Here is a 17,512-nt window from a genome sequence, read left to right on the forward strand (position 1 = left end):
ACCGCCCCGGAACAGCGCCCCGGGACGACGCACCGGAATACGCACCGGAATGGCAATTTCGTGGTGTCACCGTGAACCTGGAGGGAAAATGCGGCTCCGTCGTGCCGTGATCGCCTGCGTGGTCGGCGTGCTGACCGCGTCGCTCGCACAGGCCGTCGCCCTGCCCGTGGCGAGCGCGGCGGGAGGGCCGTCGGTGGAACTGCCCCCCGTCGCCTCCACGCCGGTGACCGGCGTGTCGATGAGCGCGCGGGCGCCGGACGACGCGTCCCGCCTCGCCTTGCAGGGCAACCAGGGCGCGGTCGCGGAGAAGGACGGCGCGGGCCTGGCCAATGTCCAGCCACTCTCGCCGTCGGCCACCTGGGACGTCGCCACGCACACCGGCGACTTCACCTGGTCCTACCCGCTGCGCGTGCCGCCGGTCCCCGGCGGGCTGGAGCCGGACCTGGCGCTGTCCTACCGCTCGTCCTCTGTCGACGGCCGCACGAGCGCGACCAACAATCAGGCGTCCTGGGTGGGCGAGGGCTGGGACCTGTCCCCGGGGTTCATCGAGCGCACCTACGGCGGGTGCGCGCAGGACAAGGGCGGCGGCACGGTCGCGCCGCAGACCGGTGACCTGTGCTGGCGCTCGGACAACGCGACCGCGGTGTACGCGGGCGGCGGCGGGATGCTGGTGCGCGACGACGCCACCGGCGCCTGGCGGCCCCGCGACGACGACGGCTCGCGGATCAAGCGCGAACTCCACGCGGGCAACGGCGACGACAACGGCGAGCACTGGGTCATCACCGGCCTCGACGGCACCCAGTACTGGTTCGGCTCGGCGGCCGACGCCAAGTCGACCTGGACCGTCCCGGTGTTCGGCGACGACGCGAACGAACCGTGCAACGCGGCCTCGTTCGCCGCGTCCCACTGCGCGCAGGCATGGCGCTGGAACCTGGACAAGGTCGTCGACCCGTCGGGCAACGTCGTGCGCTACTACTACGAGACCGAGACCAACTCCTACGGGATGAACCTCAAGGACACCGCGGTCTCCTACGTGCGCGGCGGGCGCCTGGCCCGCATCGACTACGGCCTGCGCGCGGGTGTCACCACCCCGGCGGCCCGCGTGGTGTTCACCCCCGCCGACCGCTGCGTCCCGGGCAGCGCGTGCACTTCCGCGAGCCCCGACAACTGGCCGGACGTGCCGTGGAAGGCGAAGTGCGACGCGGCGACCTGCCCGGACCAGTACTCGCCGACGTTCTGGAACACCAAGCGGCTGGCCTCGGTCACCACCGAGGTCTGGCGCGGCACCGCGCACGCCGCGGTCGACCGGTGGACCCTCGACCACCAGTACCCGGACCCGGGCACCGGTGAGAAGGCATCGCTCTGGCTGAAGGGCATCACCCACACCGGCCTGGTCGGCGGCGCCGTGGACCTGCCCCCGGTGACCTTCGAGGGCACCGCGCTGCCCAACCGGGTCGACACCGTGGCCGACGGGCTCTCGCCCATCAACCGGTTCCGGGTCACCGCCGTGGTTTCCGAGGCGGGCGGCGTCACCGTGGTCGCCTACGGCAGCGAGTGCGCACCGGGCGGCCCGATGCCCGCCGACGCCCACACCAACACGCTGCGCTGCTTCCCCGTGCGCTGGGCCAAGCCCAACTACGCCGAGCGCACCGACCACTTCCACAAGTACGTCGTCACCTCCGTCATCCAGAACGACCGCACGTCGAGCAGCCGCGCGCAGGAGACGCGCTACGAGTACCTCGACGGCGCGGCGTGGCACTGGGACAACGGCGAGTTCACCCCGGACGACAAGAGGTCGTGGACGGAGTTCCGCGGGTTCGGCCGGGTCCGGGTGCGCGTCGGCGCGCCGGGTGACGCCGCCGGACCGGTCACCATGACCGAGACGCGCTATTACCGCGGCATGGACGGGGACCGGCAGCCCACCGGCACGCGCCCGGCGTCGGTCACCGACACCGAGGGCGGCGTCCGCGCCGACTCCGACTGGCTGGCAGGCTTCTCCTTCGAGTCGGCCACCTTCGAGCGCGAGGGCCCCTCCGACCAGCCCGACCCGCCGCGGATCGCCAAGACCATCAGCGAACCGGTGGTGCAGGGCCCGACCGCGACCCGGGGCGCGTTCAAGTCCCACATCGTGCGCTCCGGGACGACCCGCTCGTACACGGCGGTGGCGGGCGGGTGGCGCACCACGGCGAGCACGACCTCCTACGACGAGTACGGCCTGCCGTACCGCGTCGACGACCGGGGCGACACCGCCACCGCGGCGGACGACCAGTGCGTCAGCACCACCTACGCCCGTGACACCACCAAGTGGCTGATCGACCTGCCCGCCACCGAGCGGACGGTGAGCGTCCACTGTGGAGAGACGCCGCAGTTCCCGGGGGACGCCGTCTCCGCGGCGCGCACCAGCTACGACGCCAACGGCAACGCCACCAAGACCGAGGTCGCGCACGAGTGGACGGGCGCCGACCCCGCCTACTCCGTCACCTCGACCGTTGGCTACGACGCGCACGGCCGCCCGACCTCGACCACCGACGCGCTGAACAACACCACCAAGACCGCGTACACGCCCGAGACGGGTGGGCCGCTGACCAAGACGGCCGTCACCACCCCCGGCACCGCCGCCGTCCCCGCGGGCCTGGTCACCACCACGACCATCGAGCCCGCGTGGGGCCTGCCGGTGCTGGTCAACGACCCCAACACGCGCAAGACCGAGACCGTCCACGACCCGCTCGGCAGGCAGGTCAAGCTCTGGCTGCCCAACCGGCCCCGCAGCGAGAACCCCAAGCCGAGCGTGGCCACGACGCACCTGGTGCGCAAGGAAGACCTGTCGGCGGTGACCACCACGCGCATCGGCCCCAACGGAACCGAGATCACCAGCACGGCCCTGTTCGACGGCCTGCTGCGCGGCCGCCAGACCCAGTCGCCCGCCTTCGGCGGCGGCAGGCTCATCACCGACACGCACTACGACTCGCACGGGCGGGCGTGGAAGACGACCCAGCCGTACTTCAACGACGCGCCCGTGGACACGACGCTGTCGCAGGTCGCCGACACCGGCATCCCGGCCCACTCCCGCACCCTGTTCGACGGCGCCGGGCGGGCCACCGCGTCGGTGTACTTCAGCGGTGCGCACGAGAAGTGGCGCGCCACCACCGCCCACGAGGGCGACCGGGTGCACGTGACCCCGGTCGCGGGCGGGACCCCGACGACGACGATCACCAACGCCCGCGGGCAGGTCGTCGAACTGCGCAAGCACAACACCCCGCAGCCCTCGGAGTCCTTCCTCGCCACGCGGTACACCTACACCAAGGCGGGTCAGCTGGAGACCGTCACCGACCCGATGGGGGCGCTCTGGCGCTACGGCTACGACCTGCTCGGCAGGCGCACCACCGCGGAGGACCCGGACACCGGCCGCGCCACGACGACCTACGACGCGCTCGACCGGATCAGCACCTTCACCGACGCCCGCGGGAGCACCATCGCCCACGCCTACGACGCCCTGGGCCGCCGCACCGGGTCCTTCCGGGACTCCGTCACCGGGGCGAAGCTCGCGGAGTGGACCTACGACACCGTCACCCGGGGCAAGGGCAAGGCCGCGACGAGCACCCGCTGGGTCGGCGACACGCCGTACCGGTCGGCGGTGCACGGCTACACCGCGCTCTACCAGCCGACGCAGCAGTCGGTGACGATCCCCGAGGCCGAGGGCCTGCTCGCGGGGACGTACGAGACGTTCCGCGGCTACGACCCCGACGGCAGCCTGTCGGGGGAGACCTACCCCGCGGGCGGGGAACTGCCCGAGGAGACGGTCAACTACGACTACCACGACCTGGGGATGCCCAACACCAGCTCGGGCGCCTACAACGGGGTGACCCACCGGCACGTCCAGGCGATGAGCTACACCAAGTTCGGCGAGGTCCAGCGCGTCGAGCTGGGATCGGGCACCAAGCGCGCGTGGCTGTCGTACTACTACGAGAGCGACACCCGGCGGCTCAAGCGGGCCATCGTGGACGCCGAGCTGCCCAAGCCGATGCAGGCGGACGTGCGCTACACCCGGGACGCGGCGGGCAACATCACCTCGGTGGCCGACACCCCGGCCGACCTGCCCGCCGACGTCCAGTGCTTCCGCGTCGACCAGCAGCGCCGCCTCACCGAGGCGTGGACGCCCGCCCAGGGCGACTGGTCGGAGACCGAGGGCTGCCGCTCCGCGCCCTCGGCCGCACTGGCCGGTCCCGCGCCGTACTGGCACTCCTACACTTATGACGACTCGGGCAACCGCGCCAAGGAGACCCGGCACGCGGCGGGCGGCGACGTCGTGCGCGAGTTCGCCCACGACGTCGCCGGGCACGCCCACGCGGTCGGCTCGGTCACCACCAGGACCCCGCAGGGCGACACCACCGAGTCCTACGCGTACCTGCCCTCCGGCCAGACCTCGGTCCGGCCAGGGCAGGAGCTCACCTGGGACGCCGAGGGCAGGCTGGCCGCGGTCAAGGTCGGGGCTGCGACCACGTCGTTCATCTACGACGCCGACGGCAACCGCCTGCTGCGCAAGGACCCGGCCGCGACGACGCTGTACCTGGGCAAGCAGGAACTGCGCGTGGCCAAGGCGGGTGGCAACCCGACCGCGACGCGGTACTACGGACACAGCGGCCGGATCGTGGCGATGCGCCAGGGCACGGGCCCGCTGACCTGGCTGGCGGCCGACCACCAGAGCACCGCCCAGCTCGCCATCGACTCCGACACCCAGCAGGTCACCCGCCGCCGCCAGCTCCCGTTCGGCGGGCCGCGCGGGGCCGAGGCCGCCTGGCCGGGGGAGCGCGGCTTCGTCGGCGGAGCCCAGGACAAGACCTCCGGGCTGACCCACCTGGGCGCGCGCGAGTACGACCCGGCCATCGGCCGGTTCGCCTCGGCCGACCCGATCATGGACCTGTCCGACCCGCAGCAGCTCAACGGCTACGCCTACAGCGCCAACAGCCCGGTGACCTACAGCGACCCGAGCGGGCTCATCCACGCGATGTGCCCCGACGGCGACTGCCAGGTCGGTCGCAAGCCCGCGGGCCAGCCCTCGGCGGGCCAGTCATCAGGCAGGTCCGGCGGGTGCGGCGTGCCGTACGTGTGCCCCGGCCAGCGCTACACCGGCAAGCCCACCAAGTCGGCCAAGCCGTTCCTGCCGCCCAAGCCGTCCTGGTGCGGGACGAACAGCTGCCAGGGCATGAAGGCGTGGAACGACCTGATCAAGAGCTGTGAGCGCCGCCCGGGGGCGTGCGGCACGTCGCCGCAGCGCAAGCAGGCCCCGGCCCCGGCGGTCAAGACCCCGCCGCAGATGAAGTCGGGGCCGCCCATCCCGAAGCCGAAGGAGTCGGAGGTCACCATCGCCGTGTGCGCAGGCGGCTCGCTCCAGTACATGCTGGCCGCGCCCGGCTACGAGGCCTGCCTCGCCGTCGACCGGCACGGCATGGGCTGGTCGACCGCCGAGAAGGCGGGTGCGGGCAACTCCATCGGCAGTGCGGTCGGCGCCGACGTCGGGTTCAAGGTCGCCGAGGGCAGCATCGAGGACCTCGGCGGCGAGGGGTACTGGTGGGCAACCGACATCGGCAAGCGCGGCGGCGTCGAGATCGCCCGGAGCACCGACGGCAAATGGTCCGGCTCGGCGGGCGTCGGCGTGGGGGCGGGCAACTCCTCCGCCGTCACCGCCGGGTACGAGAGCGCCAAGAGCGGCCGCCTGCCGCAGAACCCGGGCAACCCGTTCTCCAACCCCCACGTCACCGGCGCGATCTGGGACGCAGGCGCCTGGGTCGCCGGGCACCGCACCTCGACGGTGAACCTGGCGATCTGGACGGCCAGGTCTTGGCTCGACTGACCGACCCGCCGGTGCCCGCCGCGTGAGCGGCGTCCCCGTGGAGCGCCGCCCCCCGCGCTCCACGGGGACGCGTCATCGGGGTCCCGGATCTGTACTGCCTGTTCTGTCGTGTCCTTAGAGGAGGACTTGGTGCGTGGTCGCGTAAGAGCCCGGTTGGTCAGGGGTGTGACGCTGACGTTGGGCGCGGTGCTCGCCGCCTCGCTCGCCCAGACGGTGGCGCCGCCGCCCGCTGCGGCGGTGGACGGCGGGCCGTCGGTGCCGCTGCCCGTGACGCCCTCCGTGGCGGTCGGCCAGCAGTCGATGCAGGGCCGAGCGGCGGATGACGCCAGCGGCAAAGCGCTCTCGGGCAACCAGGGCGCCGGGGCCGACCTGGACGGCACCGGACTGCCGACGGCGACGCCGCTGTCCCCGTCGGCCAGCTGGGACGTCGCCCAGCACACCGGCGACTTCACCTGGTCCTACCCGCTGCGGGTGCCGCCCGCGCCGGGCGGGCTGGAGCCCAGGTTCGCGCTGTCCTACTCGTCGTCCTCAGTGGACGGTCGGACCAGCGCGACGAACAACCAGCCGTCCTGGGTCGGCGACGGGTGGGACCTGTCGCCGGGCTTCATCGAGCGCGCCTACGGCGGGTGCGCCGACGACACCGGGGGCGGCACCACGCCGCCGAAGACCGGCGACCTGTGCTGGCGCTCGGACAACGCCACGGCGGCCTACGGGGGCCAGGGCGGGACGCTCGTGCGCGACGACGCCACCGGGGTGTGGCGCCCGCGCGGCGACGACGGCTCCCGCGTCGAGCGGTTCGAGAACGCGGGCAACGGCGACGACAACGGCGAGCGCTGGGTCATCACCACCCTCGACGGCACGCGGTACCACTTCGGCAGCAGCCCGGAGGCGAAGTCCACGTGGACCGTGCCGGTCTTCGGCGACGACGAGCTCGAGCCGTGCCACAAGACGACCTTCGCCGAATCCCACTGCGCGCAGGCGTGGCGGTGGAACCTGGACAAGGTCGTCGACCGCAACGGCAACGTGATCCGCTACTTCTACGACACCGAGACCAACTCCTACGGCAGGAACCTCGCCGCCACCGCAGTGCCCTACATCCGCGGCGGCACGCTGCTGCGGGCCGAGTACGGCCTGCGCGAGGACAGCACCGCCCCCGCCACCGGCCGGGTCGTGTTCACCACCGCCGAGCGGTGCGTGCCGGGCAGCGAGTGCGTCGAGGCCAAGCCGAACAACTGGCCGGACGTGCCGTGGAGCAGCAAGTGCGCCGCCGCGACCTGCCCCGGCAAGCACGCGCCGACGTTCTGGTCGACCAGGCGCCTGGCCTCGATCACCACCGAGGTCTGGCGCGGCACCGGGCACGTGCCAGTGGACCGCTGGACCCTGGAGCACCTGTTCCCCGACCCCGGCGACGGCGACGTCGCCACCGGTGAGGGCGAGAAGGCCGCGCTGTGGCTCAAGTCCGTCACCCACACCGGGCTCGTCGGCGCCGCCGCCGCCCTGCCCGCCGTGACCTTCGAGGGCCACGCGATGCCGAACCGGGTGGACAGCGCCGCCGACGGCATCGCGCCGCTGAACCGGTACCGGGTCACCGGCGTCGTCTCCGAGAGCGGCGGCGTCACCGCGGTCACCTACGAGTCCCAGTGCCGCCACGGCGGTCCGATGCCCGCCACCGCGGAGACCAACACCCTGCGGTGCTACCCGGTCCGGTGGGCGAAGAAGAACCACGAGGAGCGCACCGACCACTTCCACAAGTACGTGGTCAGCGTCGTGGTCCAGACCGACCGGATCGCCACCAACCCGGCCGTGGAGACCCGCTACGAGTACCTCGACGGCGCCGCCTGGCACTGGGACACCTCGGAGTTCACCAAGGACGACAAGCGGACGTGGAACGAGTTCCGCGGCTTCGGCCGGGTGCGGGTCCGCACCGGTACGGCGGACACTCTCTCCGGTCCCGTCACGATGACCGAGACCCGCTACCACCGCGGCATGGACGGCGACCGCCTGTCCTCGGGCACCCGCCCGGCGACGGTCACCGACACCGAGGGCGGTTCCCGCGCCGACTTGGACTGGCTGCGCGGCTTCGCCTTCGAGAACGCGACCTTCGAGCGCGAAGGGCCATCCGACCTGCCCGACCCGCCCAGGGTGGCCAAGAGGATCAGCGACCCGGTGTGGGAGGGCCCGACGGCCACCCGCGGAACCATCAAGTCCTACCGGGTCCGGACCGGCAGCACGCGCCAGTACACGGCGCTGGCCTCCGGTGGCTGGCGGCAGACCCGCACCGACACCCGCTACGACACCCGCGGCCTGCCCGACCGGGTCGACGACCTCGGCGACGTGGCGACCGCCGACGACGACCTGTGCACCACGACCGCCTACGTCCCCGACCACCTGGTGGCGAACCTGCCCGCCACGGTGAAGACCGTCTCGGTCCGCTGCGGCGAGCCCGCCGAGTTCCCCCGCCACGCCGTCTCGGCGAACCGCTACACCTACGACGCCGCGGGCAACGCGACCAAGACCGAGGTCGCCTCGGAGTGGACCACCACCGAGCCCGTCTACGCCACCACCGGCACCGCCGTCCATGACGTGCACGGCCGGGCGACCTCCACGACCGACGCCCGCGGCCACACCAGCACGCTCGTCCACACCCCGCTGACCGGCGGCCCGGTCACCAAGACCGTCGCCACCAGCCCGCCGACCGCGGCGGTCCCGGCCGGCCTGGTCACGACCACCACCCTGGAACCCGCCTGGGGCGTCGCCACCCACGTCAGCGACCCGAACCGGCGCAGGACCGAGGTCGAGTACGACCCGCTGGGCCGCAAGGTCGCGGTGTGGCTGCCCAACCGGCCGAAGAGCGAGCACCCGACCCGGGCCAGCGTGCGGATGGCGTACCTGATCCGCGACGACGCCACCTCGGCGGTCACCACGACGCGCATCGGCGCCAACGGCACCGACATCGTCTCGACCGCGATCTTCGACGGCCTGCTGCGCCCGCGCCAGACCCAGTCGCCCGCCGCGGGCGGGGGACGGCTGATCACCGACACGCAGTACGACTCGCACGGCAGGGCCTGGAAGTCCACCCAGCCGTACTTCAACGACAGCCCCGTCGACACCGCCCTGCTCTCCGCCTCCGATGAGAAGGTCGCGGCCCACAGCCGGACCCTGTACGACGGCGCGGGCAGGCCGACCGCCGCGCTGTTCTTCGGCGGCGCCCACGAGAAGTGGCGCACCACCACGACGTTCGGCGGCGACTGGGTGCGGGTGGAGCCACCCGCGGGCGGCACCATCACCACGCGGTTCGGCGACGCCCGCGGGCGCACGGTCGAGTTGCGCGAGCACAGCGCCCCGGACGCCTTCGACGTGACCCGCTACACCTACACCCCCGCGGGCAAGCTCGCCTCCGTCACCGACCCCTCGGGCAACGCCTGGCGCTTCGAGTACGATCTGCGGGGCCGCGCCACCAGCGCCACCGACCCCGACACGGGCGTGACGACGACGGCCTACGACAACGGCGACCTGCCCACCAGCGTCCGCGACGCCTCGGGCAGGACGGTGGCGACCGCCTACGACGCGCTCGGCCGCCCGACCGGCACGTTCGCCGACCAGGTCGGCGGCCCCAAGCTGACGTCGTGGGCCTACGACACGGCCGGCTGGGGCAAGGGGCAGCCCGCCTCGGCCACCCGCTGGGTCGGCGCCGCGGCGTACACCACCTCCGTGGTCGGCTACACCCCGCTCTACCTGCCCACCGGCGAGTCGGTCACCATCCCGGCCGAGCAGGGGCAGCTGGAGAACACCTACACCACCCACACCAGCTACGACCCGGACGGCAGCGTCTCGGGGGTGTCGTACCCGGCCGCGGGTGAACTGCCCGACGAGACCGTCAACCACGACTACACCGACCTCGGGCACCCGACCACGACCTCCGGCGGGTACGAGGGGACGACGGTCCGGTACGCCTCGGCCACCGACCACACCCGCTACGGCGAGCAGCAGCGCGTCCAGCTCGGGTCGGGCACCAAGCGGGCGTGGCTGTCCTCCTACTACGACGACCACACCCGGCGGCTGAAGCGGTCCATCGTGGACGCCGAGATCCCGAGCCCGATGGTCGCCGACAACCACTACACCTACGACCCCGCGGGCAACGTCACCTCGATCGCCGACACCACGCTCGACCAGACCGCCGACGTCCAGTGCTTCCGCAACGACCACCTGCGCAGGACCACCCAGGCGTGGACACCGGCGGCGAGCACCTGGTCGGCCGGGACCGGCTGCCAGGAGAACCCGACCGTGGCGGGACTGGCCGGACCGGCCCCGTACTGGCACTCCTACACCTACGACAAGTCCGGCAACCGGCTCACCGAGACCCGGCACGCCGCCGCGGGCGCGGTGACTAAGGACTTCGCCTACGACGTGCCGGGCCACGCGCACGCCCTTAACTCGGTCACCACGACCGCGGCCAACGGCACCAGCACGGTCGAGGACTACGAGTACGACGCGGCGGGCCGGACCCTGAACCGGGGCGGCCAGACGCTCACCTGGAACGCCGAGGGCCGGCTCGGGTCGGTGGCGCGGGCGGGGGAGACGACGTCGTTCATCTACGACGCCAACGGCAACCGCCTGCTCCGCAAGGACCCCACGGGCACCACCCTGTACCTGGCGGGCCAGGAGGTCCGGGTCGGGACCACCGGCGGGCCCACCGTGACCCGGTACTACTCGCACGGCGGCAGGGTCATCGCCATGCGCCAGGGCCGCGGCGCGCTCACCTGGCTGGGCAACGACAGGCAGGGCACCGCGCGGGTGGCGGTCGACGCCGACACCCGCGAGGTCACCCGCCGCAGGCAGCTGCCCTTCGGCGGCCCGCGCGGCGCGGCGCCCGCGTGGCCGGGGGACCGCGGCTTCCTCGGCGCCACCGCCGACGCGAGCACCGGCCTCACCCACCTCGGCGCCCGCGAGTACGACCCGGACCTGGGCCGGTTCATCTCGGTGGACCCGATCCTGGACCTGTCGACCCCGCAGCAGCTGAACGGGTACGCCTACAGCGACAACAACCCCGCGACCTTCAGCGACCCCTCCGGCCTGATCAAGGACTCCTGCCCGGACGGTGAGTGCCGCTTCGGGGACTACCCGGACGGTGACGGCCCGGCCGACACCTACAACCCGCCGGTCGACTGGTCCGAGCCCGCCGGTGGGAACGCCTGGACCCCGCCTAAGCAGAAGGCGTTCACCGGGCCGGTCCCCAAGGGGGCGCCCAGGCCCGTCCAGAGCTGCTTCCTCGGCGAGTGCCGGATTCTGAAGGACTGGCAGGTCACCCCCAAGCCGTGCGAGTGGAACGGGTCGGGGTTCTCCCCCGAGGCCAACATCTCCTGCATCGCGGCCAGAGGCGAGCAGCGGGACAAGCGCATCGCGGCGACCCCGCCGCCCACGAAGCCGAAGCGGGAGTTGTCCGACCTGCAGAAATGGGCGCTGGCCACCCAGGCCGCGATCAACGCCCTGCGGTCGGTGCCCGATGGCTGGACGGTCGCGGCGTGTGGCGGCGCCAGTGTCTACGCGGGAGCGGGCGCGGGTATCGAGGGCTGCATTGCCGAGGACTCGCGGGGCATTGGCTGGTCTGGGGGCGGCAAGGCCGGGATCGCCCCGGAGGCCGAGCTGTCCGCGGGCGTCGGCTTCAAGATCGCCCAGGGGAGCATCGAGGACCTCGGGGGGCAGGGCGACATGCTGTCCATCCCCCTGGGGCCGGTCGGCCTGGACATCGGCCGCAGCGATAGCGGGAAGTGGTCCTTCGGCCTCGGGGTGGGACTCAAGACCCGCGGCCTGACGGCCAAACCGCAGATGAACGTCCCCGCGGGCCTGAACCACGAAAAGGCGTGGTCCGGGTATTTCGGGGACCCGCCGCCGAAGTAGGGCCTGCCGCTCGGACGCACCTGGTCCGCGAACCCCCGGGTTCGCGGACCAGGTGCGTGAGGGGTCAGGGCGAGTGGAGCGCCAGGTCGGTGGGGAACCGGCCCGACGGGGGGTTTCCCGGCCCGCGGTCCTGGTGCGGGAGGTGCCGGTGCGAACCGGCGCCATCGCGGAGGTCGCTGAGCACCCGCAGCGCGCGGGCCTCGACCAGTCGCTGGTTTCCCTTGCGGGCCAGGGTGAGCGCCTGCTCGGCGGTGTCCGCGGCCCGGTCCGGCTCGCCCAGGTCCGCCAGGCACCGGGCCAGGACGGTCATCACCTGGGCCTCCAGCACGCGCATGTCGGTGTTCTGGATCTTGGCGAGGGCCTGGTCGACGTGCGCCCGCCCGAGGTGCGGCTCACCCCGGCCGAGGTGGGCCTGGGCCAGGCCGATCAGGATCGAGGTCTCGCCGTAGCCGAAACCGATGCGGCGGGCCAGGTCCAGGGCCGTGGTGTAGCCCTGGACCGCGCCGTCGTCGTCGCCCCTGCGCCTGCGGATGGTGGCCGCGAGTTCGAGGCCGCTGGCCTCGCCGCGGCGGTCGCCGAGGCGCACGCTCTTGGCGATCGCGTCCTGGGTGAAGGCGGCGGCCTCGTCGAAGCGGCCCGCGTCGCAGTAGGTCTCGGCCAGGCAGACCAGGGCGACGACCTCGCCGTGCCGGTAGCCCGAGGTCGACGCAGAGGTCCAGGCTCTCGTGGTGGTACGCCGCGGCGCCGTCGAGGTCGCCCAGGGTCCAGGCGCACAGGCCGAGCCCGTTGATGGCCCGCGCCTGGGTGTACCGGTTCCCGATCCGCCTGCTGAGCTCGCGGGCCCGCTCGTGCCAGGCGATGGCCGCGGTGGCCTCGCCGAAGGACAGCAGCGCGACGCCGATGTAGTTGAGCGCCAGGGCCTCCGCCTCGCGGTTGCCCGACTCCCGGCTGAGCGCAAGCGCTTGCTCGTGGTACCGCAGCGCCGGGCCCGGCAGGCCGAGCTGGGCGTAGACCCGGCCGAGGTTGTGCAGGCAGTCCGCCTCGGCGTCCGCGTCCCCCGAGCGCCGGGTGACCTCCAGCGCCAGGGTGTGCTGCTCGATGGCGCGGGTGTAGTCGCTGAGGTTGTAGTGGATCAGGCCGCGCAGGTCGAGCACGGACGCCTCGGCCAGGTGGTCGCCGGACTTCCGCGCGGCCACCTGCGCGGCGTCGCAGATCGCCAGGCCGTCGCAGGCGTGGCCCTGCGCCTGGAAGTACCCGCGCAGCGCGTCGGCGAGCTGCCAGGCGTAGACGTGGTGCTCGGGCACCTCGGCCGCCCGCTTGACGGCCTCCATCAGGTTGCAGCTCTCCCGCTCCAGCCACCGCAGGGCGGCGGCCTCGCCGTCGACCGGGGAACCCGCGGGCTCGTCGGCGGCGGGCAGCGGGTCGAGCCTGCGGGTCCCCGGGTACAGCAGCCCGACCGCGCGGTCGGCGGTCCGCAGGTAGTGCGCGAGCAGCCCGGCACCCGCGGCGTGGCGGGCCGCCGGGCCGTCCTCCTCGCGGGCCAGGCTGGTGGCGAACTCCCGGATCAGGTCGTGGAACTGGTAGCGGTTCCCCCGCTGCGCCACCAGGTTCGCCGCCACGAGGCGGTCGAGCAGCCGCCGCGCGGGCCGCGCCGGGACACCACTGGCCGCGGCGGCGGCGGACACGGTGAAGTCCAGGCCGGGCGCCGCGCCGAGCAGCCGGAACATCCGCCGCGTCCGCGGGTCCAGCGCCCGGTAGGACAGGTCGAACGTCGCGCGGACGGCGGTGTCCGGGTCGCCCTCGATCGCCAGCTCCGTCATCCGGTCGCCCTCGCGCAGCGCCGTCACGTAGTCGGACACCGTGGCGTGCTGGCCGCCCACCAGGTTCGCCGCCGCGATCCGCAGAGCGAGCGGCAGGTACCCGCACAGCTGGGCCAGCTCGTCCACCGAGCCCGGCTCGACGGCGGTGTGCGGCGTGTCCCCCAGCGGCTCCTCCGGCAGGTCCCCCAGCGGTTCTCCCAGCGGTTCTCCCAGCAGTTCCCCCAGCAGGGCGCGCGCCTCACGCGGGTCGAGCACGTCCAGGCGCACCATCGTGGCGTCGTTGACCACCGTGAGGCCGCGCAGGTCGCTGCGGCTGGTGACGATGGCCACGCAGCCCGGCGCCGAGGGCAGCAGCGGCCTGCACTGCTCGGCGCTCGCGGCGTTGTCGAGCACCACGAGCATCTTCCGGTTCGCCAGCAGGGAGCGGTACAGCGCGACCTGCTCGTCCACGGTCACCGGGACCAGCCTGCCCGGCGTGCCCAGCACCCGCAGGCACTGGGTGAGCGCCTGCTCGACCTTCATCGGCGAGTCGGGGTCGCTGCCCCGCAGGTCCAGGAACAGCTGGCCGTCCGGGAACCGCTCGGCGACCCGGTGGGCCCACCGGGTCGCCAGCGAGGTCTTGCCGACCCCGGCGGGGCCGACGACGGCCGCGAGGCTCGTCCTGGCCGTGCCGGACAGCACCCTGTCGAGCAGGTCCAGCTCGCCGTCCCGGCCGACCAGGTGGGCCACGTCCGGGGGCAGCATCCGGGGCCGGACCGGGCCTCGGCGCGGCTCCAGGGTCGGATCGGCGGCGAGGATGCGCTGGTGGGTGCGCCGCGCCTCGCTGCCCGGCTCGATGCCCAGCTCGTCGACGAACACCCGGCGCATCCGCTGGTAGGCGGCCAGCGCCTCGTCCTGCCTGCCGCAGCGGTACAGCGCCAGCATCAGCTGGCCCCAGAGGCGTTCCCGGAACGGATGCCGGGTGGTGAGCGCCCGCAGCTCCACCACCGCTTCGCTGTGCTCGCCCAGGTCCAGGCGCGCCTCGACGCGGTCCTCGAAGGCGTCCGCCCGCAGGTCGTCGAGGCGCCCCGCCTCGCTGTGCAGCGCGCCGACGAGCGGCAGGCCGTCCAGGATCGGGCCGCGCCACAGCTCCAGCGCCGCGCTCAGCCGCTCGGCGGCCGCCGCGGGCTCGCCCGCCTTGAGCAACCGCGACCCGGCCTCGACCAGGCCGGTGAACACCTCGGCGTCCAGCTCGCCCTCGGCCACCCGCAGCAGGTAGCCGCCGCGCCGGGTCTCCAGGCGCTCCCTGCCGAGGACCTGGCGCAGGCCGGCGACGTAGGACTGCAGGTTCGCCCCCGCCGACGCGGGTCGGTCGCCGTCCCACAAGGCTTCCAGGAGGGTGCCGGTGCGGACCACCGCGTTGGCGTTGACCAACAGGAGGGCCAGCAGGAGGCGCTGCTTGCGCCGGTTGGGAAGTGGCGTGCCGCCACCCACCTCCAGCGGCCCCAGAACCCGATACCGCATCCAGCCCCCTTGGTCGAGCGATGATACCCCGACCGGCACGACTACAGTCCTTTATGTCCGATTCCCCGGTCGTGTGTGGAGGTTTGTGTAGGCGGCTGGGTTTGGATGTTCGCGTGGGGGACGTCGGCGCGGGCCGGGGGAGGGCTCGCGCCGCCAGGCTTCCCCTTGCCACCGGGCGGGACTGGGGGTCCGGCCCGGTGGCAGGGCGGTGGGGCCGTCCGCGACCGGCGATGGCTACTTCCCGGCCTGGGCGGGCGTCCCGGCCTCGGCGAGCCCGGTCAGCGCCCGCGGCAACGGGCCCCGGTGCAGGACGCCGAGGCGCTGGGTGGCGCGGGTGAGGGCGACGTAGAGCTCGGCCGCGCCGCGCGGGCCGTCGGCGAGGATGTCCGCGGGCTCCACGACCAGGACGGCGTCGAACTCCAGGCCCTTCGTCTCCGACGCCGGGACGGCGCCCGGCACCCCCGGTGGTCCGATCACGACACTGGTGCCCTCGCGGCGGGCCTCGTCCCGGACGAACTCCGCGACGGCGGCGGCCACCCCGTCCCCGGCGACCTGCCTGGACCACGGCCGCACGCCGCACGCGCGGACCGACTCCGGCGGCTGGACCCCGGGCGCGAACTCGGCGAGCAGCGCGGCGGCGACGGCCATGATCTCCGCGGGCGTGCGGTAGTTCACCGTCAGCGACCGGTAGGCCCAGCGGCCGGGGACGTAGGGCTCCAGCATCGCGCCCCACGACGTGGCCCCGGCCGCCGAGCGGCGCTGGGCGAGGTCGCCGACCACCGTGAAGGACCGGCCGGGACAGCGCCGCATCAGCACCCGCCAGTCCATTTCGGACAGTTCCTGGGCCTCGTCCACCACGACGTGCCGGTAGGTCCAGTCGCGGTCGGCGCTGGCGCGCTCGACCAGGCTGCGCGTGTCGTGCTCGACGAAGCGGTCGGCCAGGTCCTCGGCGTAGAGCAGGTTCTCGGCGGCCAGCATGACGTCCTCGTCCATCTCCTCGCGGTCGAGCTTCATGAGGTCCATCACGCCCGCGGCGTACTCGGCCTCGGCCCGCCGCTCCCGCTCGGCGGCCACGTCGACGGCCTTGTCGGCGGTCTTGTCGCTGCCCAGGAGGTCGACCAGCTCGTCCAGCAGGGGCACGTCCGACACCGTCCACGCCTCGCCGTCGGCGCGCAGCAGCGCCGGGTCCGCGCCCGCCGCGCGCAGCCGCTCCGCGGAGCTGTACAGCGGCGCCAGCAGCGACTCCGGCGTCAGGATCGGCCAGAGGTCGTCGAGCGCGGCGGCGAACTCCCCGTCGTCGGCGAGTTCCCCGAGCAGGTCCGCCCGCAGGTCCTCCCAGGCCTCGCGGTCGTCCCGGGTCAGCCAGCCCCGGCCGATCCTGCCTATCGCCCGCTCGGTGAGCACGTAGGTGACGATCTCGGCGAACACCGCGCGCGCCTCGTTGTGCGGGCGCCCGCTCGCGCGCGCCTCCTCCCTTGCCCACTGCGCGGTCTCGGCGTCGATCCGCACCGTGACGTCCTTCAGCTGGATCGGCACCGGCTGCTCGGGCAGCCGCTGCCGGTCGGCGACCGCGGCGGCGAGCACGTCCAGCATCGTCAGCGAGCCCTTGACCCGCGCGGCCCGCGGCGGGTCCTCGGCGGTGGCGCGCAGGCCGGGCACGAGGTCGCCGGGAGTCATGAACACCACGTCGGACTCGCCCAGCGACGGCAGGACGCGGCCGATGTGGTCCAGGAACGCCGGGTTGGGCCCGACCACGAGCACACCGTGGCGCTCCATCCGCTCCCGCTGGGTGTAGAGCAGGTACGCGACGCGGTGCAGCGCCACCACGGTCTTCCCGGTGCCCGGCCCGCCCTCGATGACCAGCACCCCCGGGTGGTCGAGCCGGATGATCTCGTCCTGCTCGGCCTGGATCGTCGCCACGATGTCGCGCATCCCCTCACCGCGCGGGGCGTTGACCGCCGCGAGCAGGGCGGCGTCCCCGCGCCCCTCGCCGTCGGGGCGGCCGAGCACCTCGTCGGTGAAGTCGAGCACCTGGCGCCCGCGCGTGTGGAACTGGCGGCGCCTGCGCATGTTCTCCGGGTTCGCGGCGGTGGCGACGTAGAACGCGCGCGACGCGGGCGCCCGCCAGTCGAGCAACACCGGCTCGTACTCGTCCTCCTCGTCGAAAAGGCCGATCCGGCCGATATAGGAATGCTCGCCCGAGACGGTGTCCAGCCTGCCGAAGCACAGCCCGCTGTCGGCCACGTCCAGCCGCTTCACCTCCTTGGCCAGCGAGCGCACCTCGGCGTCGCGTTCCATCGGGGTGCCGCCGTTTCCCCGCAGCGCCGCGGTGTGCGCCCCCTTCAGCCGCGCGCGCTTGGCGTCGAGCCGCGTGTAGAGCCCGGCCACGTAACCGCGCTCGGACCGCAATTCCCCGTCGTACCCCTGAGTTGACACGTGC

General features: G+C 73.5%; 5 protein-coding genes. 2 read left to right on the forward strand and 3 right to left on the reverse strand.

The window, feature by feature from the left end:
• Positions 1–88 precede the first annotated feature (88 nt).
• Both ACTG9Q_RS05955 and ACTG9Q_RS05960 read left to right on the forward strand, forming a co-directional pair.
• Positions 89–5,851: an RHS repeat-associated core domain-containing protein gene (locus ACTG9Q_RS05955; RefSeq protein WP_455571596.1), complete on the forward strand. Its 5,763-nt coding sequence runs from the start codon at positions 89–91 to the stop codon at positions 5,849–5,851.
• A 165-nt stretch (positions 5,852–6,016) separates the two neighbouring features.
• Positions 6,017–11,749 (forward strand): RHS repeat-associated core domain-containing protein, encoded by a 5,733-nt coding sequence (locus ACTG9Q_RS05960; protein ID WP_455571597.1) that lies wholly within the window; start codon positions 6,017–6,019, stop codon positions 11,747–11,749.
• 64 nt (positions 11,750–11,813) lie between these two features.
• On the opposite strand, the gene ACTG9Q_RS05965 is transcribed toward ACTG9Q_RS05960, so the two are convergent.
• The 3 genes from ACTG9Q_RS05965 to helR all read right to left on the reverse strand — a co-directional run bounded on the left by ACTG9Q_RS05965 (position 11,814) and on the right by helR (position 17,508).
• The gene (locus ACTG9Q_RS05965) at positions 11,814–12,227 is read right to left on the reverse strand and encodes a tetratricopeptide repeat protein (RefSeq protein ID WP_455572019.1); all 414 of its coding nucleotides are present in this window, start codon (positions 12,225–12,227) and stop codon (positions 11,814–11,816) included.
• Positions 12,142–15,072 carry a BTAD domain-containing putative transcriptional regulator gene (locus tag ACTG9Q_RS05970; RefSeq protein WP_455571598.1) on the reverse strand — a complete coding sequence of 977 codons (2,931 nt, stop codon included), beginning with the start codon at positions 15,070–15,072 and terminating at the stop codon, positions 12,142–12,144. The genes ACTG9Q_RS05965 and ACTG9Q_RS05970 overlap by 86 nt, the downstream gene beginning before the upstream one ends.
• Positions 15,073–15,306: 234 nt before the next feature.
• Positions 15,307–17,508, reverse strand: a complete 2,202-nt coding sequence (gene helR / locus ACTG9Q_RS05975) for an RNA polymerase recycling motor ATPase HelR (protein ID WP_455571599.1) — start codon at positions 17,506–17,508, stop codon at positions 15,307–15,309.
• Positions 17,509–17,512 lie beyond the last annotated feature (4 nt).

The organism is Actinokineospora lacus, assembly GCF_053813445.1.